20 protein-coding genes and 1 pseudogene are annotated in these 22,419 nt (G+C 70.7%); 12 read left to right on the top strand and 9 right to left on the bottom strand.

Annotated elements, in window-relative coordinates; genetic code table 11:
• The first annotated feature begins 29 nt into the window (after nt 1-29).
• The 5 genes from AB0E90_RS44405 to AB0E90_RS44385 all read left to right on the top strand — a co-directional run bounded on the left by AB0E90_RS44405 (nt 30) and on the right by AB0E90_RS44385 (nt 5,254).
• A complete protein-coding gene (locus AB0E90_RS44405; protein ID WP_360418386.1) occupies nt 30-1,220 on the top strand; it encodes a Pecanex-like protein 1 in 1,191 nt (396 codons plus the stop codon).
• Nucleotides 1,221-1,531: 311 nt separating this feature from the next.
• Nucleotides 1,532-2,374: a DNA-3-methyladenine glycosylase 2 family protein gene (locus tag AB0E90_RS44400; protein ID WP_360418411.1), complete on the top strand. Its 843-nt coding sequence runs from the start codon at nt 1,532-1,534 to the stop codon at nt 2,372-2,374.
• 68 nt (nt 2,375-2,442) lie between these two features.
• Entirely contained in the window at nt 2,443-3,732 is a 1,290-nt protein-coding gene (locus tag AB0E90_RS44395) for a hemolysin family protein (protein WP_360418385.1), read from the top strand.
• Nucleotides 3,733-3,765: 33 nt separating this feature from the next.
• Nucleotides 3,766-4,521, top strand: coding sequence for an ROK family protein (locus AB0E90_RS44390; RefSeq protein WP_360418384.1), 756 nt, complete (start codon nt 3,766-3,768; stop codon nt 4,519-4,521).
• Between the two features lies 1 nt (nt 4,522).
• The gene (locus AB0E90_RS44385; RefSeq protein WP_360418383.1) at nt 4,523-5,254 is read left to right on the top strand and encodes an HAD family hydrolase; all 732 of its coding nucleotides are present in this window, start codon (nt 4,523-4,525) and stop codon (nt 5,252-5,254) included.
• Nucleotides 5,255-5,421: 167 nt separating this feature from the next.
• Here AB0E90_RS44385 and AB0E90_RS44380 read toward each other — a convergent pair whose 3' ends face one another.
• On the bottom strand, nt 5,422-6,048 hold the full coding sequence (locus AB0E90_RS44380; protein ID WP_360418382.1) for a 50S ribosomal protein L11 methyltransferase: 627 nt from the start codon (nt 6,046-6,048) through the stop codon (nt 5,422-5,424).
• Nucleotides 6,049-6,104: 56 nt separating this feature from the next.
• On the opposite strand from AB0E90_RS44380, the gene AB0E90_RS44375 reads away from it, so the two are divergent.
• From AB0E90_RS44375 to AB0E90_RS44365, 3 genes and pseudogenes are all read left to right on the top strand, one after another.
• Nucleotides 6,105-8,999, top strand: a complete 2,895-nt coding sequence (locus tag AB0E90_RS44375; protein ID WP_360418380.1) for an EAL domain-containing protein — start codon at nt 6,105-6,107, stop codon at nt 8,997-8,999.
• A 10-nt stretch (nt 9,000-9,009) separates the two neighbouring features.
• Nucleotides 9,010-9,864, top strand: a complete 855-nt coding sequence (locus tag AB0E90_RS44370; RefSeq protein ID WP_360418378.1) for an HAD family acid phosphatase — start codon at nt 9,010-9,012, stop codon at nt 9,862-9,864.
• Nucleotides 9,865-10,028: 164 nt separating this feature from the next.
• Nucleotides 10,029-10,193 (top strand): annotated as a pseudogene (locus AB0E90_RS44365) (winged helix-turn-helix transcriptional regulator); the annotation flags it as partial.
• 17 nt (nt 10,194-10,210) lie between these two features.
• Here the strand turns inward: AB0E90_RS44365 and AB0E90_RS44360 are convergent.
• Together AB0E90_RS44360 and AB0E90_RS44355 are read right to left on the bottom strand one after the other, a co-directional pair.
• On the bottom strand, nt 10,211-11,161 hold the full coding sequence (locus tag AB0E90_RS44360) for an FAD-dependent oxidoreductase (protein WP_360418410.1): 951 nt from the start codon (nt 11,159-11,161) through the stop codon (nt 10,211-10,213).
• Nucleotides 11,158-11,844: a helix-turn-helix domain-containing protein gene (locus AB0E90_RS44355; RefSeq protein ID WP_360418377.1), complete on the bottom strand. Its 687-nt coding sequence runs from the start codon at nt 11,842-11,844 to the stop codon at nt 11,158-11,160. The genes AB0E90_RS44360 and AB0E90_RS44355 overlap by 4 nt, the downstream gene beginning before the upstream one ends.
• An 82-nt stretch (nt 11,845-11,926) precedes the next feature.
• Between AB0E90_RS44355 and AB0E90_RS44350 the strand changes: the two genes are divergently transcribed.
• Nucleotides 11,927-12,649, top strand: coding sequence for an SDR family NAD(P)-dependent oxidoreductase (locus AB0E90_RS44350; RefSeq protein ID WP_360418376.1), 723 nt, complete (start codon nt 11,927-11,929; stop codon nt 12,647-12,649).
• On the opposite strand, the gene AB0E90_RS44345 is transcribed toward AB0E90_RS44350, so the two are convergent.
• Both AB0E90_RS44345 and AB0E90_RS44340 read right to left on the bottom strand, forming a co-directional pair.
• On the bottom strand, nt 12,633-13,385 hold the full coding sequence (locus tag AB0E90_RS44345) for an SDR family oxidoreductase (RefSeq protein WP_360418375.1): 753 nt from the start codon (nt 13,383-13,385) through the stop codon (nt 12,633-12,635). The genes AB0E90_RS44350 and AB0E90_RS44345 overlap by 17 nt on opposite strands.
• Nucleotides 13,386-13,457: 72 nt before the next feature.
• The gene (locus AB0E90_RS44340) at nt 13,458-13,802 is read right to left on the bottom strand and encodes an Lsr2 family protein (RefSeq protein WP_360418374.1); all 345 of its coding nucleotides are present in this window, start codon (nt 13,800-13,802) and stop codon (nt 13,458-13,460) included.
• A gap of 286 nt (nt 13,803-14,088) precedes the next feature.
• On the opposite strand from AB0E90_RS44340, the gene AB0E90_RS44335 reads away from it, so the two are divergent.
• A complete protein-coding gene (locus tag AB0E90_RS44335; RefSeq protein WP_360418373.1) occupies nt 14,089-15,237 on the top strand; it encodes a cellulose binding domain-containing protein in 1,149 nt (382 codons plus the stop codon).
• A gap of 74 nt (nt 15,238-15,311) precedes the next feature.
• On the opposite strand, the gene AB0E90_RS44330 is transcribed toward AB0E90_RS44335, so the two are convergent.
• From AB0E90_RS44330 to AB0E90_RS44320, 3 genes are all read right to left on the bottom strand, one after another.
• The gene (locus tag AB0E90_RS44330) at nt 15,312-16,946 is read right to left on the bottom strand and encodes a GMC family oxidoreductase (RefSeq protein ID WP_360418372.1); all 1,635 of its coding nucleotides are present in this window, start codon (nt 16,944-16,946) and stop codon (nt 15,312-15,314) included.
• A 71-nt stretch (nt 16,947-17,017) separates the two neighbouring features.
• Entirely contained in the window at nt 17,018-18,025 is a 1,008-nt protein-coding gene (locus tag AB0E90_RS44325; RefSeq protein WP_360418371.1) for an alcohol dehydrogenase catalytic domain-containing protein, read from the bottom strand.
• Nucleotides 18,022-18,855 (bottom strand): LuxR C-terminal-related transcriptional regulator, encoded by an 834-nt coding sequence (locus tag AB0E90_RS44320; RefSeq protein ID WP_360418370.1) that lies wholly within the window; start codon nt 18,853-18,855, stop codon nt 18,022-18,024. The genes AB0E90_RS44325 and AB0E90_RS44320 overlap by 4 nt, the downstream gene beginning before the upstream one ends.
• An 87-nt stretch (nt 18,856-18,942) precedes the next feature.
• On the opposite strand from AB0E90_RS44320, the gene AB0E90_RS44315 reads away from it, so the two are divergent.
• Complete coding sequence (locus AB0E90_RS44315; protein ID WP_360418369.1) at nt 18,943-20,559, top strand: AMP-binding protein; 1,617 nt, start codon at nt 18,943-18,945, stop codon at nt 20,557-20,559.
• On the opposite strand, the gene AB0E90_RS44310 is transcribed toward AB0E90_RS44315, so the two are convergent.
• Nucleotides 20,509-21,219, bottom strand: coding sequence for a TioE family transcriptional regulator (locus tag AB0E90_RS44310; RefSeq protein ID WP_360418368.1), 711 nt, complete (start codon nt 21,217-21,219; stop codon nt 20,509-20,511). The two genes, AB0E90_RS44315 and AB0E90_RS44310, sit on opposite strands and share 51 nt — an antisense overlap.
• Before the next feature lie 57 nt (nt 21,220-21,276).
• On the opposite strand from AB0E90_RS44310, the gene AB0E90_RS44305 reads away from it, so the two are divergent.
• Complete coding sequence (locus AB0E90_RS44305; RefSeq protein WP_360418367.1) at nt 21,277-22,350, top strand: erythromycin esterase family protein; 1,074 nt, start codon at nt 21,277-21,279, stop codon at nt 22,348-22,350.
• Nucleotides 22,351-22,419: the final 69 nt, after the last annotated feature.

Below are 22,419 nucleotides of genomic sequence, written 5' to 3'. Positions count from 1 at the left end.
CAGGCAAGCGACAGAGAAAGGTGTCACCAATGCGAAGGTCCAAGTACCGGCGCGCCTCCACGAAGTCCGGTTGGTTCAGCGGCCGACGGCGGATCATCGCGGTGGCCGCCACGCTCGTGGCGTTCGGCGGCATCGTCACCGTTACCCAGGTGTCGAACGCGAGCACGAACAAGACCCAGCGCAAGGCTCTGTCCTCCTGTGACAGCGTCCAGGCGCCGGCGGCTTCGAAGCTGTCCACCCAGACCCGCAAGGGCACGTGGACGGAGAAGAACGGCACGATCGTCCAGCACGCGGACGACGGCGCCGGTGACACCGTGACCACCGCTCAGCTGCGGGCCCGCTGCCGCCAGTGGGTGATGAACAACGTCGGGAACAACGGCGGCAACGGTGGCGGGAACGCGGCCACCACGGCCCCGACCGCGGCCGCGACGTCCGCCGACACGAACGCCGGCAACGGTAACGGTCAGAACGGCAACGGTCAGAACGGCAACGGCAACAACGGGAACGGCAACAACGGTGGTGGCCAGGCCACGACCGCGCCGGCCACGACCGCGCCCGCGGACACCGGCGGCAACAACGGTGGGAACAACGGCGGCCAGACGACCCCGCCTCCCGGCGCCGGTCTCGGTGTCCTGACCAACAGCTGTGACACCAGCCAGCTCCTCCCGCACGACGGTTTCCAGAAGGGCGACCGCTGCGTCTCCACCGAGTTCGGTGAGGTCTCCAGCGCCGCCAACAACTCGTCGCTGCTGATCACGAAGTCCCCGCCGGTGGTGACGGTCAACACGCCGTTCACCCTCCAGGTGAGCACCCGGAACCTGATCCGTGACCGGTTCCTGGCGGCCGGCGCCGGTGGTTACTACGTGGAGAGCTCCGTCCTGGCGGGCGGCATCGAGCGTGGCCACTTCCACACCGCGTGCCGCATGCTCGCCTCGCTCACCGAGGCCCCCGACCCGTCGCCGGTTCCCGCGTTCTTCGTGGCCACCGAGGACAAGAAGGGTGGCCAGGCCCCCGACACGGTGACCATCCAGGTGCCGGGCCTGCCGACCTCGGGCACCGCCCAGTGCGCCTCGTGGGCCGGTGATGGTTCGCACCGCATCCCGATGATGGAGCGGGCGAACGAGACTCCCGCCTTCGACGCGGTGAAGATCCGGGTCGTCAACGGTGGTGGCGGCGGCAACAACGGTGGCGGCCAGAACAACGGCGGCAACGGCAACTGATCCAAGAGCCGCCGCGAACCGGGTATCGAACCTGGTCGGGGCAGGGCCGCCGACACGGCCCCGCCCCGGGCCAGGACCCCCCGTCGAGACCTGGTGGTCGTCCTTCCCCCTGACGGATGGCCGAAGCGGATGGTTCACGGCGTTCCGAACCACTCGGGTGTTCGGACGCCTCCGATGGCCCTGACCGGGAGCGCGGTCAGGGCCATCGGCCTGACCAAAAGCTCCTGACCAAAAGCTAAGGTGGCGCGGTGACCGTGACCCGCCGGCTGGCCCCGCCCGAGCGGTACCACTTCGCCCGCACCCTGGCCCCGCTGCTCGCGCCCCAGTTCGACCCGATCGGCCGGCTGACCGCCGATGACTTCCGGCTGGCCGCGCGCACCCCCGACGGACCGGGCAGCATCCACTTGAGCCGCGAGAAATCGGGTGAGATCGCGGTCACCTGCCACGGCCCGGGCGAAAGCTGGCTCGCCGACCACGCGGACGCGATCGCCGGCCTGCGGGACGACGTCGACGACTTCCCCGGCCTGGCCGCCAAGCACCCGGTGGTGCATCAACTGGCCCGCACTTTTGCCGGCCTGCGGATGCCGCGGACCGGGATGATCTTCCACCGCGTACTCCGGGCGATTCTGGAGCAGAAGGTCACCGGCATCGAAGCGTTCCGCGCGTACCGCAAGATCGTCCAAAAATTCGGTGAGCCGGCGCCGGGCCCCGGAGATCTCCTGCTCCCGCCCGATCCCGCCGCGATAGCGGCCACCCCCTATTGGGTTTTCCACCCGTTCGGGGTGGAACAGCGCCGCACCCAGACCCTGCTGCGCGCCGCCCAGGTCGCCGCCCGCCTCGAGGAGTGCGCGGACAGCGACGCGGCGACCAGGCGGCTGAAAGCGCTACCGGGCATCGGCCCCTGGACCGCCGCCGAGGTGGTGCGGATCGCCTACGGCGACGCCGACGCGGTGAGCGTCGGCGACTTCCACGTGCCGAACACGGTGGCGTTCGGGCTGGCCGGCGAAGCGCGCGGCACCGACGAGCGGATGCTGGAGCTGCTGGAGCCGTTCCGCGGGCATCGGGGCCGGGTCTGTGATCTGCTCGCGCACGGAGGCATCCGGGCGCCGAAATTCGGCCCGAGGATGCCGATCCGGTCCTTCGCGAAGTTCTGACGCGCGTATCGCCGCCACTCTGGGTAAGTTGTTCCCCTCGTGATCGCTTTGGGCCGGGAGAGCTGACAATGGGTGGAACCGGCGGAGAGATTGTTCTCGTCCTGGTGCTGGTGCTGGTGAATGCCGCCTTCTCGGGAAGCGAGATGGCGCTGGTGTCGCTGCGCGAGAGCCAGATTCAACGGCTCGAACGGCAGTCACGCAGCGGAAAGGTGCTCGGCCGGCTGACCCGTGACCCCAACCGGTTCCTGGCCACCATCCAGATCGGCATCACCCTGGCCGGCTTCCTAGCCTCCGCGGCCGCCGCGGTGTCGCTGTCGAAGCCGCTGCTCGAGCCGCTCAGCTTCCTCGGCGACGCGGCCCAGCCGGCGGCCATCGTGATCGTCACGATCGCGCTGACCTTCGTCACCCTGGTGATCGGCGAGCTGGCCCCGAAACGCATCGCCATGCAGCGCACCGAGGGCTGGGCGCTGCTGGTGGCCCGCCCGCTCGACATCCTCTCGATGATCTCCCGCCCGGCGGTGTGGCTGCTCGGCGTCTCCACCAACGGGATCGTGCGGCTGGCCGGTGGCGACCCGACCGCCCAGCGCGAGGAGGTGACCACCGAGGAGATCCGCGACATGGTCGCCGCCCAGCAGGACTTCTCGGCCGAGCAGCGCACCATCATCAGCGGCGCCTTCGAGATCGCCGACCGGATCCTGCGCGAGATCCTGGTGCCCCGCCGCGATGTGCTGAGCCTGGCCACCGGCTGCCCCGCCAACGAGGCGCTGCGCGCGCTCATCGACGGCGGGCACTCCCGGGCGCCGGTGGTCGGCCCGGCCGGCCTCGACGACGTGATCGGGGTCGTCCACCTGCGCGACCTGATCGACGCCGAGGGTCCGGTGGACGCGCTGAGCCGGCCCGGGCTTTTCCTGCCGGAGACGCTGCGGGTGTCCGACGCGCTGCGGCAGATGCGCGGCGAGCGGGTCCAGCTGGCGCTGGTGGTCGACGAGCGTGGCGCGATCGACGGCATCATCACGATGGAGGACCTGGTCGAGGAGATCGTCGGGGAGATCTACGACGAGACCGACCGCGATGTGGCCGCCGTGGTCCGGGAGCCCGACGGGGCGCTGCTCATGCCGGGCGCGTTCCCCATCCACGACCTGCCCGACATCGGCCTGCACGACGAGTCGAACGCGCACGAGGACGGCGACTACACGACCGTGGCCGGGATGGTTCTGGCTGCGCTCGGGCACATTCCGACCGGCCCCGGCGAGGTGGTCGACCTGCCCGGCTTCACCGCCGAGGTGGTCGAGGTGACCGGCCGCGCCATCACCCGGGTGCGCCTGCGCCCTCTCCAGGTGGCAACCGAGGAAGAATAGGGCGGGGAGGTGACCTCCATGCAGACTGGAGGCGTGGCTTTCACCCTGACTATCGACTGCGGCGGCGGCGGCATCAAGGGCTCGGTGCTGGACGAGGCGGGCACCATGCGCGCACAACCGTTGCGCGTGCCCACGCCCTATCCGTTGCCGCCCGACCTCTTTGTCAAGACGCTGGTGCAGCTGGGCGAGCGCCTGCCCACCGCCGACCGGGTCACCGTCGGTATGCCCGGCATGCTGCGGCACGGCGTGGTCGTGGCCACCCCGCACTACGTGACCCGCAGCGGCCCGCGCACCAAGATCGACCTCGAGCTGGTCGACGCGTGGTATGGATTCGACGCCCGCACCGCCCTGGCCGAGGCGTTCGGCCTGCCCACGCTGGTGCTCAACGACGCCGAGGTGCACGGGGCCGGAGTGGTGGCCGGCACCGGGTGCGAGCTCATGCTGACCCTCGGCACCGGCCTGGGCTGCGCCCTCTTCGACGGTGGCGTGCTCGCCCCGCACCTGGAGATGTCGCAGGCGCCGGTGCGCTGGGGCATGTCCTACGACACGTACATCGGTGAGCACGAGCGCCGCCGGCTCGGCGACGCCCTCTGGTCGCGCCGGGTGCGCAACGTCGTCGAAGGGCTGCGCCCGGTCTTCCTCTGGGACCGCCTCTATCTCGGCGGCGGCAACTCGCGCCTGATCACCCCCGCCCAGCTGGCGCGGATGGGCGACGACGTGGTCGTGGTGCCGAACACGGCCGGTATCGTCGGGGGCGTGCGCGCCTGGAGCCTGGGAACGTCTCGCTGACATGCGTCCGGACGCGATTCTGTTCGACTTCGGCGGCACCGTCGCCGATGCTCCGCCGCAGCGTCCCGCACCGCACGCCCTGGTGCTGCGGATCTACAACCTGTCCCGGGGTGCGCTGACCCCCGGCCAGATCCAGCGATCGCTGACCGACGGCGCGGACGCGTGGGCGAGCTGGCGCGACGAGGACTGGCCGGACGAGTTGTCGCAGGCCGAGGTCTGGGAGCGGTTCGTGATGTCGGGCTGGCCGCCGGCCGCGCAGGTCCCGGTGCGGGGCGCGGTCAAGAAGCTGAGTTACGAGTGGGCCTGGCGCGACAACTGGGAGCTTCGGCCCGGCATCCCGGAGGCGGTGCACACCGCGTACGCCGCCGGGATTCAGCTGGCAATCGTGAGCAATACCCTTTCCGGCGCCGCACACCGGGATTTCCTGAAAAAGGTGGGTCTGCACCCATATTTTGCGGTGCAGATCTACAGCAACGAGGCCGGCGTCCGCAAACCCAACCCGCAGATGATCTGGAACGCCACCGACGAGCTCGGCGTGCCCCCGGAATCGTGCTGGTTCATCGGCGACTCCCGCCGCCGCGACGTCGCCTGCGCCCGCCGCGCCGACGTCGCCCAAGCCATCCTGATGCGCTCCCCGCGCACCGACAAAGAGCGCGAAGCGGACTGGCCAACCCCCGACCACACCATCTGCGACGGCCACGAACTCTGCGATCTCATAGCAAAGGCCCTTTGACGGTACGCCGCGGACAGGTCCCGCCAAGCAGTCGGACCTGGCTGCAACACCGGGCCGTGCGCCCGCTGCGGCCCAGCCGGCCAAGATCGGCCGGCCAAGATCGGCCGGCCCAGATCGCCGGTCGTGGCCGGCCACGACCGTGGCCGGCCGGGAGCAGCCCGCCGGGATCAGACGACCTGCCAGATCGACGTGCTCCGGATCTTGACGCTCTCCAGTGACTCGATCACCGGGATCTCATAGGTCGCCTGCTTGATGAAGCCGGCCGGCAGATAGGCCCGCCCCGGATCGCCGACCAGCACCAGCGACCCCCGCGAGGCGGCCCGGCGCAGGAACGGCAGCACCCGCCCGGCCATCTCCCGGCTGTAGAACACGTCGCCGGCCAGCACCACCTGCTGCTCCGGGAGGGTGTCGAGCAGATCGTCCTCGACGGTGTCGACCACGACGCCGTTCGCGAGCGCGTTCGCCGACGCCGCCGCCAGCGAATAGGGGTCGATGTCGTTGGCGACCACCGGCCGGCCGCCGGCCAGCGCCGCCGCCACCGCGACCAGCCCCGACCCGGTGGCCAGGTCGAGCACGCTGCGCCCGGCGATCAGATCGGGATGGTCGAGAAGGTGCCGGGCGAGGGCCTGCCCGCCGGCCCAGGCGAACGCCCAGAACGGCGGCGGCTGCTCGGCGCCGAGCTCCTCGGTCTTCTCCCACAGCGCGATCGGCTCGTCCGCCTGGAACAGCGTGACCTCCGGGACGAACGGGGTCGGCGCGGGCGTGGTGTTGCTGCGAATGAACTCGAGAAGCACGTGTCGATTGTGCCGCTTCAGCTCATCCAGGGCCGCGGCGGGCCGATCAACCCGGCGTGACTCCGGCCGGCGCGATCTTCGGTGGGTGGATGGTGGCGCTCGCGGCCGCCTTCTGCCTGCTGCCCTCGGGACAGCCGATCGTGCAGTTGGCGGCCGGCTTCTCCGCGATCGCGGCGATTGCCTACGGGGTGCGCCGCAACCGGGCCACGGACAAGGACCCGTGGAGCCTGCTCGCGGCGGCGCTCGCCTCCTCGGCGCTCGGCGTCACGGCGTACGCCGAAAGCAGTCCTCGCCTGCACCACCTCGGCGCCGGACTGATCATCGCGGCCTATCCGGCCCTGGCCGGGGTTTTCTGGATCTTCATTCGCCGCCGGACCGGTGGCGTGGGTGACCGCGCCGCGCTGCTCGACGCCCTGATCCTGACCGCCGGCGGCGCCGTGCTGGGCTGGACCTTCCTGCTCGGCCCGAGCGCGCACGAGGGCGACTGGCTGACCTTCGCGTATCCGGCCGGCGACCTGCTCTGCCTGGGCATGCTGCTGCGGCTGCTGACCGCCGCCGGCCGCAAGGTGCCGGCCACCTATCTGCTGGGCGCGGGCGTGCTGCTGATGCTGACGGCCGACGTCGGCGCCGAGCTGTCCTGGCTGAGCGGCGAGGTGTCCGGACTGGGACGGTTCGGGCTCTATGCCGGGGCCGGTCTGGCCGCCCTGCACCCCTCGATGACCACGCTGAGCCGGCCGGCCGAGCGGATCTCCGGCGAGGCGAGCCGGCGGCGGATCGCGCTGCTCGGGCTGGTCGCGCCGGCGGTCCTGCTCGGCGGCGACCTGACCGCCGGCGCGGTGCTCGGCGCGCTGATGTTCGTGCTGGTCCTGGCGCGGATGGCCGGGATCATGGCGAACCACCGGCGGGCGCTGGCCCGGGAACGGGCGTTGCGGGCGGCCTCGGCGGCCCTGGTGTCGGCGGCCGACGTGGAGGCGGTCGCCGACGCCGTCCGCACCGCCGTGGCCGACCTGCTCCCGGCCGGCATCCCGCACGGCGTCGTGCTGGCCATGCCGTTCACCCAGGAGGGACCGCTGCCGGCCGAGGCGGCCGCGCAGGCCGCCGTCGACCGCGCGGCCGGCACCGTGGCCCGGATCGTCGCCACCCGCGACGTCGACTGGGCGGTCGGAGTGCGGCTCACCCACTTCAGCGGCACGCTGCGCTGCCCGATGGTGCTGCGCGACCGGCCGACCAGCGCCGAGTCGCTCGTCGGCGTGCTGCACGTGGGCGCGCCGGACGGCGAGCTGCCTGGCCTGCAGCGGGCCATCGAGGTGCTCGCCGGGCAGGCCGCGCTCGCCCTCGAACGGATCGAGCTGGGCCGCGAGGTGGCCCGCCGGGACAGCGAGAACTACTTCCGGGCGCTGGTGCAGAACGCCGCCGACGTCATCCTGATCGTCGACGAGGACGAGAGCATCCGGTACGCCAGCCCGTCCGCCGTACGCGTGCTGGGTTTTGATCCGTTGAAAGAACCGCTGTCCGCGGTGCTCGAACCGGACGGGATCGTGCTCGAGGTGCACCGCGACGATCTGCGCGACGACCCCGCAGTGGCCGGTTTCGTCTACACCCTGCGGGACGTGACCGAGCAGCGCCGGCTGCAGGACAAGCTCACTCACCAGGCGTTTCACGACGCGATGACCGGGCTCGCCAACCGGGTGCTGTTCAACGACCGGCTGGAGCACGCGCTCGCTCGCGGCGCCCGGGACGGCTCGCTGGTCGGCGTGCTCTTCATCGACCTGGACGACTTCAAGCTGGTCAACGACACCTACGGCCACGCGGCCGGCGACGCCCTGCTGACCACGGTGGCGAAGCGGATCGCCGGCGCCCTGCGCGCCGACGACACCGCGGCCCGGCTCGGCGGCGACGAGTTCGCCGCCCTGATCGAGAACGTGCGCGACCCGGCCGTGGTCGAGGAGACCGCCACCCGCATCCTGGCCGCCCTGGCCGAGCCGATCGTCATCGACGGCGAGATCTCGGTGATCGCGGTGGCCAGCATCGGCATCACCACCACCCCGGAGGCGTCCGACGCCGACGAGCTGCTGCGGCAGGCCGACCTGGCGCTGTACGTGGCCAAGGGCGCCGGCAAGAACCAGTGGCGGCGCTACCAGTCCCACCTGCACGGCGCGATGGTGGAGCGCCTCGAACTGCGGTCGGCGCTCGAGCACGCCGTCCACGAGGGCCACTTCCTGCTCAACTACCAGCCCATCGTCGACCTCGCGACCGAGCAGCCGCTCGGCTTCGAGGCGTTGGTCCGGTGGTACCACCCGACCAACGGCGTGGTGTCACCGGCCGCGTTCATCGCGGTCGCCGAGGAGAGCGGCCTGATCGTGCCGATCGGTCGCTGGGTGCTCCAGCAGGCGCTGCACACGGTCGCCCAGTGGCGGCAGATCCTGCCGGGCGACCGGCAGCCGTACGTGAGCGTCAACGTCTCGGTCCGGCAGTTCCGGGAGAGCGGCTTCGTCGACGAGATCCTCGGCGCGCTCGCGAACGCCGGGGTGCCGCCCCAGGCGCTGATGCTGGAGCTCACCGAGACGCTGCTGGCCGGCGAGCACGAGACGGTCTGGCGGGACCTGGCCGAGTTGCGCACCCATGGCGTCCGGGTGGCGATCGACGACTTCGGCACCGGCTACTCGTCGCTCGGCTACCTGCGGCAGCGCCCGGTCGACGTGGTGAAGATCGACAAGATGTTCATCGATGACATGGCGGCCGGCCCGCAGGAGACCGCCCTGGTCGCCGGCATCGTCAACCTGGCCCAGTCGATGAACCTGACCGTCATCGCCGAGGGCATCGAATCATCGGTCCATCGTGACCTGCTTGTTTCGCTGGGATGTCCACTCGGTCAGGGCTACCTGTGGTCGACCCCGGTTGATGGAACTGAAGCGCTGAGTCAGATGGTGTCAACGATCGTTCAGGTCTAAATTGCCGATCATGAACATCTCTTTCCTGCGGGGTTCCCGCCGGATGGCCGTCACGTTGACGGCCGTCGCGACGGTGGGCCTCGGCGGCGCCGGCATCGGCTGGGCGGCCGCCACAGCCACCGCTGAGCCCGCGATCAAGACGAGCACCCCGCGCTCCGAGAAGGACGTCACCAACATCGACGTGCTTCGTCAGCAGCTGCGTAACTATTACGGCGACCCGCTGGGCACCGGCACGTTCGCGGCCGACGGCAACTACGCCAAGGAGGCGAGCCGGGTCGCGGCGTCGGGCTCCCACTACCTCGCTTCTTCTTACAAGAAGCACGGCCACGCCACCAAGGCGATCATCCTGGACGTTGACGACACCACGCTCGCCACCTGGAACTACGAGCTGGTCAGCAACTGGGCGTACAACGCCACCGCCAACGCCGACTACGTGCTCGGGCAGAAGTTCCCGGCCGTGCCCGGCATGGTGGCGACGGTGACGGCGGCCGAGCGCGAGGGCTACGCGATCTTCTACCTGACCGGGCGTGGCTCGGCGCAGGAGGAGGCGACCCTGGGCAACCTGACCGCCGACGGGATCGGCATCGACGCCGGTTACCCGAAGCCGACCACCCTGAGCAACGGCGAGGACGGCCTGTTCACCAAGCCGGACGTGACCGCTTACCCGGACTACCTGAAGACGGCCTGCGCCGCGGACACCGGCGGCAAGTGCACGACCATCCACTACAAGTCGGCGACCCGGGCGCACATCGAGTCGCTCGGCTACGACATCGTGGCCAACTTCGGCGATCAGTACTCCGACCTCAAGGGCGGGTACGCCGACAAGACGTTCAAGCTGCCCAACCCCAACTACTACCTGCCTTGATCCGAGGTCACTCTCATCATTGGAGTCGTCCGATGAGGACGACTTCGTTTGCCGGCATGACCTGCTCGATCGCCGGTGCGGTCGAGGCGATCGGGGACCGGTGGGGCTTCCTCGTGCTTCGCGACGTGCTGCTCGGACTGTCGCGTTAAGAGGAGCTCCGCCGGTCCACCGGCATCCCGGCCCAGACGCTGGCCGCCCGGCTGCGGCACCTGAAGGAGTCCGGCCTGATCGAGCGCCGGCCCTACCAGGAGCGGCCGCACCGCGACCGTTATGTGGTGACCGGCCGCGGCGGCGACCTGTGGATCGCCTTCACCGCCCTGCGTGACTGGGGCGACCGCTGGGGGCTCTACCCCGACGGGCAGCCGCTCGAGCTGGTGCATCGGCGCACCGGCCGCCCGCTGGAGGCCCGGGTGGTCGATCCGTCCACCGGCGAGATCGTCGAGCCCGAGGACACCGCGCTCGCCGCCGGTCCGGGCGCCGACGAGACGATGCGCTGGCGCCTGGAAGTCCGCGCGGCGCGATGACCGCCTTGCGCGCCGCCGTTGCGGTTGGCCCGGCCACCGCGCGCCGACAGCACGGCCGGCGGCAGGTTGACCCGCTTGGACATCCGGAAGAAGTGCGGCGGCCCGCTGCTGACCGTCTGCTTGTAGAGGATGGGGAGGCGCCCGGTCAGATAGAACCGCCGCGGCGTGTCGTCCGCCCGGGTGAACTGGATGACCGCGTCCCGGCGGCCCAGCGACACCGGCTGGTGGATGCAGCCGAAACGGAACGGCTTGGGCGTCCGCCCGCGCAGCCGCGCGTCGATGGCGTCGGCGGCGTAGGCGCCGGTCGGGATGCCGCTCTGGCACGTCCCGTGGATCATGCCCCAGGACTGCCGGATCGCGGCCGCGACGCCGACGGCGTAGACCTCGGGGTGCGACACCGACCGCAGCGTCGCGTCGACCCGGATCCGGCCGCGCTCGTCGACCGCCAGGCCGGCGTCCGCGGCCAGCGGCGGCACGTGGAAGCCGGTCGTCCAGACCACCGAGGCGGCCGGCACGATCTCGCCGCCGGCCGGCTCGACCCCGTCCGGCAGCACCTTGGTGATCTCCACACCCGAGCGGACCCGCACGCCCAGCCGCTCCAGCGCCCGGTCCAGATAGGCGCGGGCGGGCTCGGACATCATCCAGCCCGGCCGGTCCCGGCTCAGCACCGTGACGTTCGTGCCCGGGAACTGCTCGGCGACCTCGGCGGCCGCGACGTTGAGCGAGCTGTGCCGGGCGCTGCTGGAGCTCTCCGCCGCCGAGGAGTGGCTCAGGTGGGATCCGCGGTGGCACTGGATGCCCGAGCCCGACTGTTAGGCCGGCTGCCGAGCGTCAGCATCACCGCGTGCACCTGCTCGGAGGTCAGCGGCCCGGCCGGCAGCGGCGCCCGGGCCGCGGCCGGCCGCAGGCCGTCCAGCGTGAAGGCGAGCGCCCGCCGCCAGGCGTCCGGCGCCACGCCGGCGGTGGCCCGCACCACGGTCGAGGTGGTCCACAGCAGGTACGGCAGGTCCTCGGCGGTGAAGTCGGCGCGCAGCCGGCCGGCCGCGTGCGCGGTGGCGATCAGCCCGCGCACCCCGTCCATCTGGGCCTCGCAGATCTCGTTGAGCCGCTTCGCGTCGGCGTAGCGCCGGCTCACCGCGTCGCTCACCGCCAGATCGGTGGCCTGCAGCTCGCACAGCAGCGTCACGTAGAGCGCGAAGCCGTCCCACGGGTCGGCCTCGGCCTCGGCGCGGACCATCGCCTCGCGCACCTTTGTCTCGACCACGTCGGGCATCACCGCGTCGATGAGCGCGTCCCGCCCGCCGAACCGGTTGTAGAGCGTGCCGGCGCTGACCCCGGCGGCCCGGGCGATCTCCTCGAGCGGCGCGTCCAGACCGCGCTCCCGGAAGACCTGCCCGGCGGCGGCGGTGAGGCGCTCGGCGTTGCGCCGCGCATCACGGCGCATCGGCTGTTCCATCCGCCCAGTCTCCCACGCATTAAGTTGACGGCACCCTCAACTTCGAATTAAGTTGACACCCACCTCAACTTAGGGAGTGCTCATGCCCAGAACCGTGGTGGTCTTCGGCGCCGGGGTCGGTCTCGGCGCCGCGGTGGCCCGCCGTTTCGGCCTCGCCGGTTATCGGGTCGCGCTGGTCGCCCGCGATGAGCGCCGGCTCAACGGCCTCGTGGCGGAGCTGGCGGCGGAGGGTGTCGAGGCGGCGGCCTTTGCGGCCGACCTGACTCGCACGGCCGAGATCCCCGGCCTGATCGGCCGGATCCGCGAGCGCTTCGAGCGAATCGACGTGATCGAGTACGCCCCGATCACCACCGACCTCTTCGTCCGTGCCACCGACCTGGACGTCGCGACCGCGCAGCACTACGTCAATCTCTACCTGCTGACCCCGATCGCGATCGTCCGCGAGGTGCTGCCGGAGATGCTGGCGCGCGGCGAGGGCGGCATCCTGATCGGCCAGGGTGTCTCCGCGGTCCGCCCGATGCCGAATCTGAGCGGCCTGGGCCCGGCGATGGCCGCGGCGCGCAATTACGTCCTCTCGTTGAACGGCGAGATCGCCGCCCAGGGCGTCTACGCCGGTGTGCTGCACATCGCGGCGATGATTCGCGGCAGCGCCGGCCACCGCGTCGCGACCTCCGGCGAGTTGTCGGTGGGCGTCGACTTCAGCCGAATCCCGGTGGTCGAGCCGGCTGACCTGGCCGAGACGCTCTGGGAAATGCTGACCAAACGCGACCGGGCCGAGGACGTGGTCCCTACGGCCGGCCCTTGACCTCGCGGCGGGAAGCGGCGCGGCCGGCGAAGATCCGGTCGGTCAGCGCCGGCACCGCGTTGGCCAGGGTGATCGCGGGGCGGTATTTGAACGGCACGACGATCCGGCGCCGGGGGCGCAGGAGGGCCCGCTCGACGGCGGCCGCGACGATCTCCGGGCCGGGGAGGCCGGGCCGGACCTTGGTCAGGTCGGTGGCGATGAAGCCGGGCTCGACCAGCGTCACGCCGATGCCGGTGCCGGCCAGTTCGCGGCGCACCGAGTCGGTCATGCCGCGCAGCGCGAACTTGGTCGCCGAGTAGGTGCCGCTGATGCCGATCTCGCCGGCCACCGAGCCGATGTTCACGATCGCGCCGGAGCGCTGCTCCTTCATCAGCGGGACGACCGCCCGCATCAGCCGGATCGGCGCCATCAGGTTCACGTCGATCAGTTTGGCGACCAGCTCGTCGTCGGCCAGGATCGACGCCACCCCGCCCACCCCGGCGTTGTTGACCAGGCCGTCGATCCGGCCGGTGATCGCCGCGGCTCGCTCGATCAGCGCGGTGATCTGGGCCGGCTCGCGGACGTCGGTGGGCACGACGACAGCCTCGCCGCCTTTATCGCGGATCGAAACCGCCGCCGATTCCAGTTCGTCGGCGCGGCGGGCAGCGAGCACCACGGTCGTTCCCGCCCGGCCGATTCGCGCGGCGGTGGCCCGGCCGATTCCGCTCGACGCGCCGGTGACGATTACGACCCGCATGTCTGCCTCTTTCCGAAGAAAACGGCGCCCCCGCGAGCGCGGGGACGCCGTTTATCCGACGACGGGTTCAACCTATCGCTTGCTGTGGTACGCCTCGACGATGTGGCTCGGGATACGGCCGCGCTCGGACACCTCGTACCCGTTCTTGTTGGCCCACTCGCGAATCGCCTGATTCTGATCGCGGCTGGCCCGGCCGGTGCTGGCCGGTGCGCTGCGCCGGGAAGGCGCGACCACGCCGCTGCGGCCGACCCGGGTGGCCGAGTTCAGGAACGGGTCGAGCGCCTTACGCAACTTTCCGGCGTTCTTCTCCGAGAGGTCGATCGTGTAGTTCACACCGTCGAGTCCGAACTCGACGGTGCGGTCGGCCTCTCCGCCGTCGATGTCGTCGGTCAGAAGGGTTATTACCTGCTTGGCCATGGTGTGCCTGCTCCTACAGCGATGTCATTTGAGTGACGACTATGCGCACGCGGCGTGGGCGCCGCGAATGTCGATACGCAATCATTCTGTCTGCCGATAGTTCTCAGTGCAAATTGCCCACACTGCATGTCGCAATTATGTACACGTGACCGCGCGGACCGGGGAGCGGACTTCAGATCCGGCCGGTACCACCTACTTTTCAGGTTCGTGAATGTCCTGTAACGTGCGATGGGAGCGCTCCCACAGACCCGTCCCCGCGGGAATCCCCTCCCCAAGGAGCTTCGCAATGAGACGTGCCATCCGCGCCATCGCGGCACTCGGCCTTCTGGCCGGCAGTGCTGTGACGGCCTTCGCCGTCGCCGGACCAGCGGCGGCCGACACGCAGATCTGCGATCAGTACGGCTCCACCACCATCGGCGGCCGGTACATCGTGATGAACAATCGGTGGGGCACCTCCGCCGAGCAATGCATCAACGTGACCGGCACCGGGTTCTCGATCACCAGTCAGCAGGGCGTCGGCAATACGAGTGGCGCTCCGGTTTCCTATCCGGCCGTCTATCTCGGCTGCCACTACACCAAGTGCTCCCCGGGCACGAACCTGCCGATGCAGGTCAGCGCCATCTCCAGCGCGACCAGCAGCATCTCCTACCAGTACGTCTCGGGCGCCACCTACGACGCGGCGTACGACATCTGGCTCGACCCGTCGCCGAAGACCGACGGCGTCAACCAGCAGGAGATCATGATCTGGTTCAACCGGCAGGGCTCGATCCAGCCGATCGGCTCGGTCGTCGGAACCACCACGATCGGCGGCCGGAGCTGGGAGGTCTGGCGCGGCAGCAACGGTTCGAACGCGGTGATCTCCTACGTCGCGCCGGCCGCCATCGCCAGTTGGAGCTTCAGCGTCCTCGATTTCATCAACGACGTGAAGAACCGTGGCGCTATCACCAGTTCGTGGTATTTGACCAGCATCCAGGCCGGCTTCGAGCCGTGGATCGGCGGCGCCGGCCTGGCCGTGACCGACTTCTCGGCCGCGGTCAACAGTGGGGGCCAAGCCACGACCAGCCCGACCACCAGCCCGACCACTGCGCCGACCACCTCCCCGACGACCGGTGGGACCGCGGCTTGCCGGGTCACCTACGGCACCAATGTCTGGAGTGGCGGATTCACCGCCAACGTGACGGTTGCCAATACCGGAAGCAGCGCGATCAACGGCTGGGCGCTCGGATTCACGTTGCCGTCCGGCCAGGCGATCACCAGTTCCTGGAACGCGAACCTCACCGGTTCGAGCGGCGCGATCACCGCCCGCAATGTGACCTGGAACGGCGGCGTGGCGGCCGGCGCCAACACCAGCTTCGGATTCCAGGGAACGTACTCCGGCACCTTCACCAGTCCGCCGGCATTCACCTTGAACGGATCGACCTGCACCACCGCTTAACCCGAGACCCGAGCCGCCTCGTCGCCGATTCTCCGGTGCCGGGGCGGTTCGTCCAATTCAGGGCCGAGCCCTCATTAGGTCAACCGCAGAGCTGCCGGAGCGTGCGCCGGAACCGCGGGCGAACGAGGCACGATCGGATCCAACTGTTCATATTCGGACCCGAGGGATGGGCGCGCATCGGCGTCCCCCTTGTTCGGCCACAGTGACATCGCGCGCTCGGCCATCGCGGTGATCGTCAGCGACGGATTCACGCCCAGATTCGCCGGAACGGCCGAGCCGTCGACGACATGCAATCCGCCGTACCCGTAAACGCGGTGATAGGCGTCGAGCACGCCGGCCGCCGGGGATTCGCCGATGGTGGCGCCGCCGAGAATGTGCGCGGTCATCGGAATGTCGAAGATGTCGCCGACGGTCCCGCCCGGGTATCCGCCGATCTTCTCGGCGATCCGGCGGACCGCCTCGTGTCCCTGCGGAATCCAGGTCGGATTGGCCTCGCCGTGTCCGGGGCCGGTGGTGAGCCGCCCGCGCTTGGTGCGCCGCACGGTGAGCGAATTGTCGAGGGTCTGCATCACCAGCGCGATGATCGTGCGCTCGCTCCATCGGCGCACCGAGAACGAGCGCATCAGCACCCACGGGTGGCGCAGCGCGTGGCCGAGGTATTTGATCGGCCGCGGAATCCGGCCGCCGCCGTCGACCAGCAGCGCGGTCAGCAGGCCCATCGCGTTGCTGCCCGGCCCGTAGCGGACCGGCTCGATGTGAGTGGTCGAGTCGGGGTGGAACGAGGACGTGATCGCCACGCCCTTCGAATAGGGCTCGGCCGGCACCGAGCCGGCCTGCGCCCCCAGCAGCGCCTCGGAGTTGGTGCGGGTCAGTGAGCCGAGCCGGGCCGACACGTTCGGCAGCACCCCGGTGTCGCGCATGGCGTGCAGCAGCCGCTGGGTGCCGAGCGCTCCCGCCGAGAGAATCACCTGGTCGGCGGTGAATTGCCCGCCCTTGACGGAAACCAGCCAGCCGTCGTCGAGCGGCCGCACCGCGGTCACCTCGGTGTCCGGGTGCACCGTCGCGCCGGCCTTCTCGGCCAGGTAGAGGTAGTTGACGTCGAGCCGGTTCTTGGCGCCGACCTTGCAGCCGATCATGCAGTTGCCGCACTCGGTGCAGCCGGTCCGGGCCGGTCCGGCGCCGCCGAAGAAGGGGTCGGGCACCGTCTTTCCCGGCTCTCCGAAGAACACCCCCACGGGTGTACGCCGGAAGGTCGCACCCACCCCCATGTCCTCCGCCACCGCCTTGATGACCACGTCGGACGGCGTCATCGTGGGCTGGTCGGTGACGCCGAGCATGCGCGACGCCTGGTCGTAGAACGGCGCCAGCTCCGCCGCCCAGTCGGTGATCCCGGACCAGTGCGGGTCGTCGAAGAACGTCGCCGGAGGGCGGTAGAGAGTGTTCGCATACACCAAAGAGCCGCCGCCGACCCCGGCGGCCGACAGCACCACGATGTCCTTGAGAAGCGTGATGCGCTGAATGCCACGCATTCCGAACTTCGGCGCCCACAGGAAGTTCCGCAGGTCCCAGGAGGTCTTCGGGAGTGTCTCGGGGGTGAAGCGCCGGCCCGCCTCGAGCACGCCGACCCGGTAGCCCTTTTCGGTCAGGCGCAGCGCGCTGACGCTGCCGCCGAAGCCGCTGCCCACGATCACGACGTCGTAATCCGCCACGCCCCACCTTTGCATTACCGGCCGGTAACCGCCAGGGGTCCGCAAGCAGCTTTTAGGTGAGCGGGGGTTGGTCAGGCGCTCAGGAGCACTTTGACGTGCGCGCCGCTCGCCGCGTCGGCGAAGGCGGCTGCGGCCTCGCCCAGTGGCCGCACGGTGGCCAGTTCCGACACCGTCACCGAACCGGCGGCCAGCAGCGCGATCGCCTCGGCGAAGTCTTCCGGCAGGTAGGTGGCGCTGCCCTGGATGCGCAGCTGGCTGTCCTGGAGCAGGGGCAGCGGGACCGTGACGGGCGCGGGTGGCACGCCGACCACCACGACCGTGCCGCCCTTGTCGGCAATTGCCAGTGCCTGGTCCATGGTGGACTGCTCGGCCACGCAGTCGAAGACGACGTCGGCGCTCTCGCCCAGATGGCGGCGCACCTGTTCGACCGCGTCGGGGGCGGTGGCGTCGACCACCGCGTCCGGCCCGAACTTCGCCGCTCGGTCGCGCGATCGCTGCGAACGCGCCGTCAGCACCACCCGCGCGGCGCCCTGCTGCCGGGCCACCTGCAGGGTGAGCAGGCCGATCGTGCCGGCGCCGAGGATCGCCACGGTGCGGCCGGTCAGGCCGCCGGCCAGCCGGGCCGCGTGCACGGGGGTGCCAAGCGGCTCGATGAAGGCGGCCTGCGTCCAGTCGAGCGAGTCGGGCACCGGGTGCAGCCGTCGCTGGTCGACCGTGAACAGGTCGGCCATCGCGCCCTGGTCGTGCCCGCAGCCGAAGAAGCCGAGCCGCTCGCACAGGTTTTCCCGGCCGGCCCGGCACTGCTTGCACTCCCAGCAGGGCAGGAACGGTTCGAGCACGACCCGCTGCCCGACGGTCACCCGGGTGACGCCGGCGCCGACCGCCTCGACCGTGCCGGCCACCTCGTGACCGGGCCGGTAGGGGAGCGCGATGTTCGGATGACGGCCCTGCACCGCGTGCACGTCGGAGCCGCAGATGCCGGCCAGGACCGTGCGCACCAGCACCTCGCCCGCCCCGGCCACGGGCGCGTCGGTCTCGGCCACCTCGACCCCACCGGGGGTCACGATCACTCGCCTCACGGCAGGAATCCTAGGCGGCGCGCGGCCACCACCGTCTCCATCCGGCCGTGCGTGCCCAGCTTGCGCATCGCATTGCGCAGATAGCTCTTCACCGTCTCCGGCAAAAGCCCCAGACGTCGCGCCGCCTCCGCGTTTCCGCAGCCCACCGCGACCATCGCGAGCACGTCGAGCTCGCGCGGGGAGAGCGGATTGGCCGCCGCGGCGCCCGGGCGGGCGCCGACCAGGCGATCGGAGATCTGCTGCAATCGCCCACGCAGGGTGGGGTCCGAGGCTTCGGCCGCGAGGGTACGCAGGTCGGCGTGCGCCAACCGTACCTCCTCCCACTCGCGCGCGGTGGCGTCGAGGGCGTTGCGCGCGGCGGCGGTTTCCAGCTCGGCCATCCGGCGGGCGACCTCGCGGCGCACCGTCACCTCGGTGCCCAGCCGCAGCGCGACCCGCCCCATCGCGTCGAGGGCCCGGCCACCGACCGCGATCGGCTCCCGGGTGCCGGCGTAGAGCACGGCCAGCACCGAGCCGCCCATCGCCACCGGGACGGCCGCGATTCCGCGCAGCCCCTCGGCGGTCACCGGGCCGTCGTATTCGTGGCTGATCCGCGGGTCGGCCGCGTAATCCTCGACCCGGCCCGGCCGGGCCGACGTCACCACCCGGCCGCCCAGCCCGTTGCCGGCGCTGACCACGAGGCCGTGCAGGGCGAGCGTGCTGGTGCCGGCGAAATCGGTGAGCCGCATGTGGCGCGCGTCGGCCGCGACCACGCCACCGAACGCGACCGGAAGGCCGGTGACCCGGCGGATCCGGCCGAGCGCGGCGGGCAGGTCGGCTGTTTCGAGCACGTCAACAGCATGTCACGCGTCACACCGATCGGAGCCACCCCCGAACGGGGGTAGCCGGACCCGCGACCAGCGGCTCATGCTGCGCGAATGCTGTCCTATGCCTCCGCAATCAGCACCACGCCCCTGCTCGGCGAGACGATCGGGGCCAACTTCGAGCGCACCGCGGCCCGTTTCGGCGACCGGGAGGCGCTGGTCGATGTGGCGAGCGGCCGCCGATGGACGTATTCGCAGCTCGATGCGGACGTCAATCGGCTGGCCCGGGGCCTGCTGGCGCGCGGGATCGACAAGGGCGACCGGATCGGCATCTGGGCGCCGAACTGCGCCGAATGGGTCATCACGCAGTATGCGACGGCCAAGATCGGCGCGATCCTGGTGAACGTCAACCCGGCCTACCGGACACACGAGCTGGAGTACGTGGTCAAGCAGTCCGGTCTGGCCCTGCTGATCAGCGCGGTCGCGTTCAAGTCCAGCGACTACCGCGGCATGATCGAGTCGATCGGGTTCGCTGACGTGGCGTACATCGGCGAAGCAAGCTTTGAAGATCTTTTGCTGGACGGTGACCAGGGCGGGATCGCGGCTCGCGGGGCGACGCTGGCGTTCGATGACCCGATCAACATTCAGTACACGTCCGGGACCACCGGTTTCCCGAAGGGCGCGACGCTCTCGCACCACAACATCCTCAACAACGGTTACTTCGTCGGTGAGCTGATCAACTACACCGAGCAGGACCGGGTGTGCCTGCCGGTGCCGCTCTACCACTGCTTCGGCATGGTGATGGGCAACCTGGCCGCGACCTCGCACGGCGCCTGCGTCGTGCTGCCCGCGCCCGGCTTCGACCCGGCGCTGACGCTGGCGGCGGTGGGTGCCGAGCGGATCACCTCGCTGTACGGCGTGCCGACCATGTTCATCGCCGAGCTCGGGCTCGACGGGTTCAAGAACTACGATCTGTCGACCCTGCGCACCGGCATCATGGCCGGCTCGCCGTGCCCGGTCGAGGTGATGAAGCGGGTCGTCGCCGAGATGAACATGGCCGAGGTGGCGATCTGTTACGGCATGACCGAGACCTCCCCGGTCTCCACCATGACCCGCCCCGACGACACCCTGGCCCGCCGCACCGAGACGGTCGGCCGGGTGATGCCGCACCTGGAGTCCAAGGTCGTCGACCCGGCGACCGGCCTGGTCGTCGAGCACGGCGAGCCGGGAGAGCTGTGCACGCGCGGCTATTCGGTGATGCTCGGCTACTGGGAGCAGGCCGACGCCACCGCGGAGGCGATCGACGCGGCCCGCTGGATGCACACCGGCGATCTGGCCACGATGGACGCCGACGGTTACGTCAACATCGTCGGCCGGATCAAGGACCTGGTGATCCGCGGCGGCGAGAACGTCTATCCCCGCGAGGTCGAGGAGTTCCTCTACAGCCACCCGGACATCGCCGACGCGCAGGTGATCGGCGTCCCGGACGCGAAGTACGGCGAGGAGCTGATGGCCTGGGTGGTGATGCGTCCCGGCGCCACCCCGCTGACCGCCGCCGCCGTCCGCGAGTACTGCTCCGGCCGGCTGACCCACTACAAGATCCCGCGCTACGTGCACGTGGTCGACGGCTTCCCGATGACGGTGACGGGCAAGGTTCGCAAGGTCGAGATGCGCGAGCAGTCAGTCGACATCCTCGGCCTGGCCGGCGCCGCCGCCATCCGCAACGCGTAGGTAGCGGCTGAGCTCGGCGGCGGCGTCGAGCATGGCCACGCCCCGGGCGGTCAGCCGGCGGCGCCAGTCGTCGAGGGCGCGGGCCAGCGGTTCGGTGCCGCCGGCCGTGCGGATCTGCTGGACGACGGTGGCGATGTGGGCCAGCGGATAACGGCCGCGCCGCAGCAGGTGGGCCAGCTCCGCGTCGCGGACGTCGGCCGCGCGGAAGACCCGGTAACCCGAGGCCCGGGCCGGGGCGAGGATGCCGGCCGCCTCCCACTTGCGCAGGGTGGCCGGGGTGACCCGCAGGCGGCGGGCCAGCTCGCCGATGGTCCACACGCCGGCGCCCGGGGCCGGGCCGGTGGGCAGCTCGCCGATCGCCTCGCGCACCGCGTTGAGGGTTTGCCGGTCGCGCAGGAGCTGCTCGTGGCCGTGGTCGACGGCGCTCAGGGCGTCGTCGAGGGCGTCGTGGTGCAGCGCGTTCATGATCTGGCCGGCGGTCGCGTGGCCGTAGCCGGCGACGAGCGCCAGGAAAGCGCGCAGCGCAGCGGCGTGCACCTCGGTGTAGACCCGGTAACCGGTGGGCGTGCGCCCGGCGGCCGGAAGGAACCCGTCCTGCTCGTAGTTGCGGACCGCCTGGGTCGAGAGGCCGTGCTCGCGGGCGAGGTCGGATGGCCGCACGGGAGGACCCTACCGGCGAAAGTCTCCACCGAAGTTTCAACGGTACGGTTCAACTACATGAGCCTGGACATTCGTGACCTCGTACCCCAGCCGTGTGATGTTCTTGCCCTTGGCGAGCCGACCCACAAGGAGCCCGCGTTCGGGGCGGTGCGCAACGAGCTCTTCGCCCAGCTCGTGGAGCTCGGCTTCCGCTCGATCGCCCTCGAGACCGATCGGGTGGCTGCTCTCGCCGTCGACGACTACGTGCGGGACGGGAGCGGAAACCCCGGCGGCTTCAGCCACAACTTCGGCGCCCTCGAACCCAACCAGCGGCTGGTCGCCTGGATGCGGGAGTACAACCGCGGCCGGCCGGAGCCGGACCGCCTGACCTTCCACGGTTTCGACGCGCCGACCGAGAACACCAGCGCACCGAGCCCGCGGAGCTATTTCGAGCACGCCCGCGACTACCTCGGCATCGAGGATCTCGAGATAGCGGCCGGCGACGACGATCGCTGGAGCCGGGAGGAGGCGATCCTCGACTACCGCCAGTCGATGGGTGCCACGCCCGAAGCCGAGCGGTTGCGGGCGACCGGCGAGGATCTGCGGACCCGGCTCTACGCGCGCGCGGCCGAGCTGATCGCGACGACGTCACGCGCCGAGTGGCGCCGGGCCCGGACCCACCTGGATGCCGGTCTGAGCCTGCTGCATTACCACTGGCAGGCGTCCCGGCCGCTGGCGCAGAACGATCGGATCGCGCTGCTGATGGCCACCCGGGACACGATGATGGCGCGCAACCTGTTCGACATCCGCGGCGCCGAGGCGGAGCGCGGCCCGACCATGCTCTTCGCCCACAACCTGCACCTGCAGCGGAGCGGTCCGTGGGCCGGCGCGATCGCCGACGCGGTGGGGATCGGCCGCTACTTCCTCATCGCGTCCAGCCTCGGTCGCAGCGAGGTGCTCGGGCTGGCCGAGCCCGACCCGGACACCTACGAGGGCACGCTGCAACGCCGCGTCACCGGCTGGGGCCTGATCCCGGCGGCCGAGGTGGCCCCGGCGCGCACCCGCACGGACACGATTCCGCAGCAGGGCTATTTCCCGCTGGACCAGCAAACGATCGCGGGCGCAGACGCCATCCTGCACATCGTCGGTTAGCCGAGGCGAGCCTGCGCCGCCGGAGGTGGGTGGCGAGCGGCACGAAAACGAGACCGGCGGCGATCGCGA

The sequence above is a fragment of the Actinoplanes sp. NPDC026619 genome (assembly GCF_040638295.1).
Lineage (GTDB): Bacteria > Actinomycetota > Actinomycetes > Mycobacteriales > Micromonosporaceae > Actinoplanes.
Note: the sequence above shows the minus strand (reverse complement) of the source record. Positions and strands in the feature narration are given on the sequence as shown.

Bases quoted from the DNA above. Each gene is read 5' to 3' on its own strand.
- AB0E90_RS44405 (WP_360418386.1), top strand. From the start codon at position 30: ATGCGAAGGTCCAAGTACCGGCGCGCCTCCACGAAGTCCGGTTGGTTC.
- AB0E90_RS44395 (WP_360418385.1), top strand. From the start codon at position 2,443: ATGGGTGGAACCGGCGGAGAGATTGTTCTCGTCCTGGTGCTGGTGCTG.
- AB0E90_RS44385 (WP_360418383.1), top strand. From the start codon at position 4,523: ATGCGTCCGGACGCGATTCTGTTCGACTTCGGCGGCACCGTCGCCGAT.
- AB0E90_RS44370 (WP_360418378.1), top strand. From the start codon at position 9,010: ATGAACATCTCTTTCCTGCGGGGTTCCCGCCGGATGGCCGTCACGTTG.
- AB0E90_RS44355 (WP_360418377.1), bottom strand. From the start codon at position 11,844: ATGGAACAGCCGATGCGCCGTGATGCGCGGCGCAACGCCGAGCGCCTC.
- AB0E90_RS44350 (WP_360418376.1), top strand. From the start codon at position 11,927: ATGCCCAGAACCGTGGTGGTCTTCGGCGCCGGGGTCGGTCTCGGCGCC.
- AB0E90_RS44345 (WP_360418375.1), bottom strand. From the start codon at position 13,385: ATGCGGGTCGTAATCGTCACCGGCGCGTCGAGCGGAATCGGCCGGGCC.
- AB0E90_RS44340 (WP_360418374.1), bottom strand. From the start codon at position 13,802: ATGGCCAAGCAGGTAATAACCCTTCTGACCGACGACATCGACGGCGGA.
- AB0E90_RS44335 (WP_360418373.1), top strand. From the start codon at position 14,089: ATGAGACGTGCCATCCGCGCCATCGCGGCACTCGGCCTTCTGGCCGGC.
- AB0E90_RS44315 (WP_360418369.1), top strand. From the start codon at position 18,943: ATGCTGTCCTATGCCTCCGCAATCAGCACCACGCCCCTGCTCGGCGAG.
- AB0E90_RS44305 (WP_360418367.1), top strand. From the start codon at position 21,277: ATGAGCCTGGACATTCGTGACCTCGTACCCCAGCCGTGTGATGTTCTT.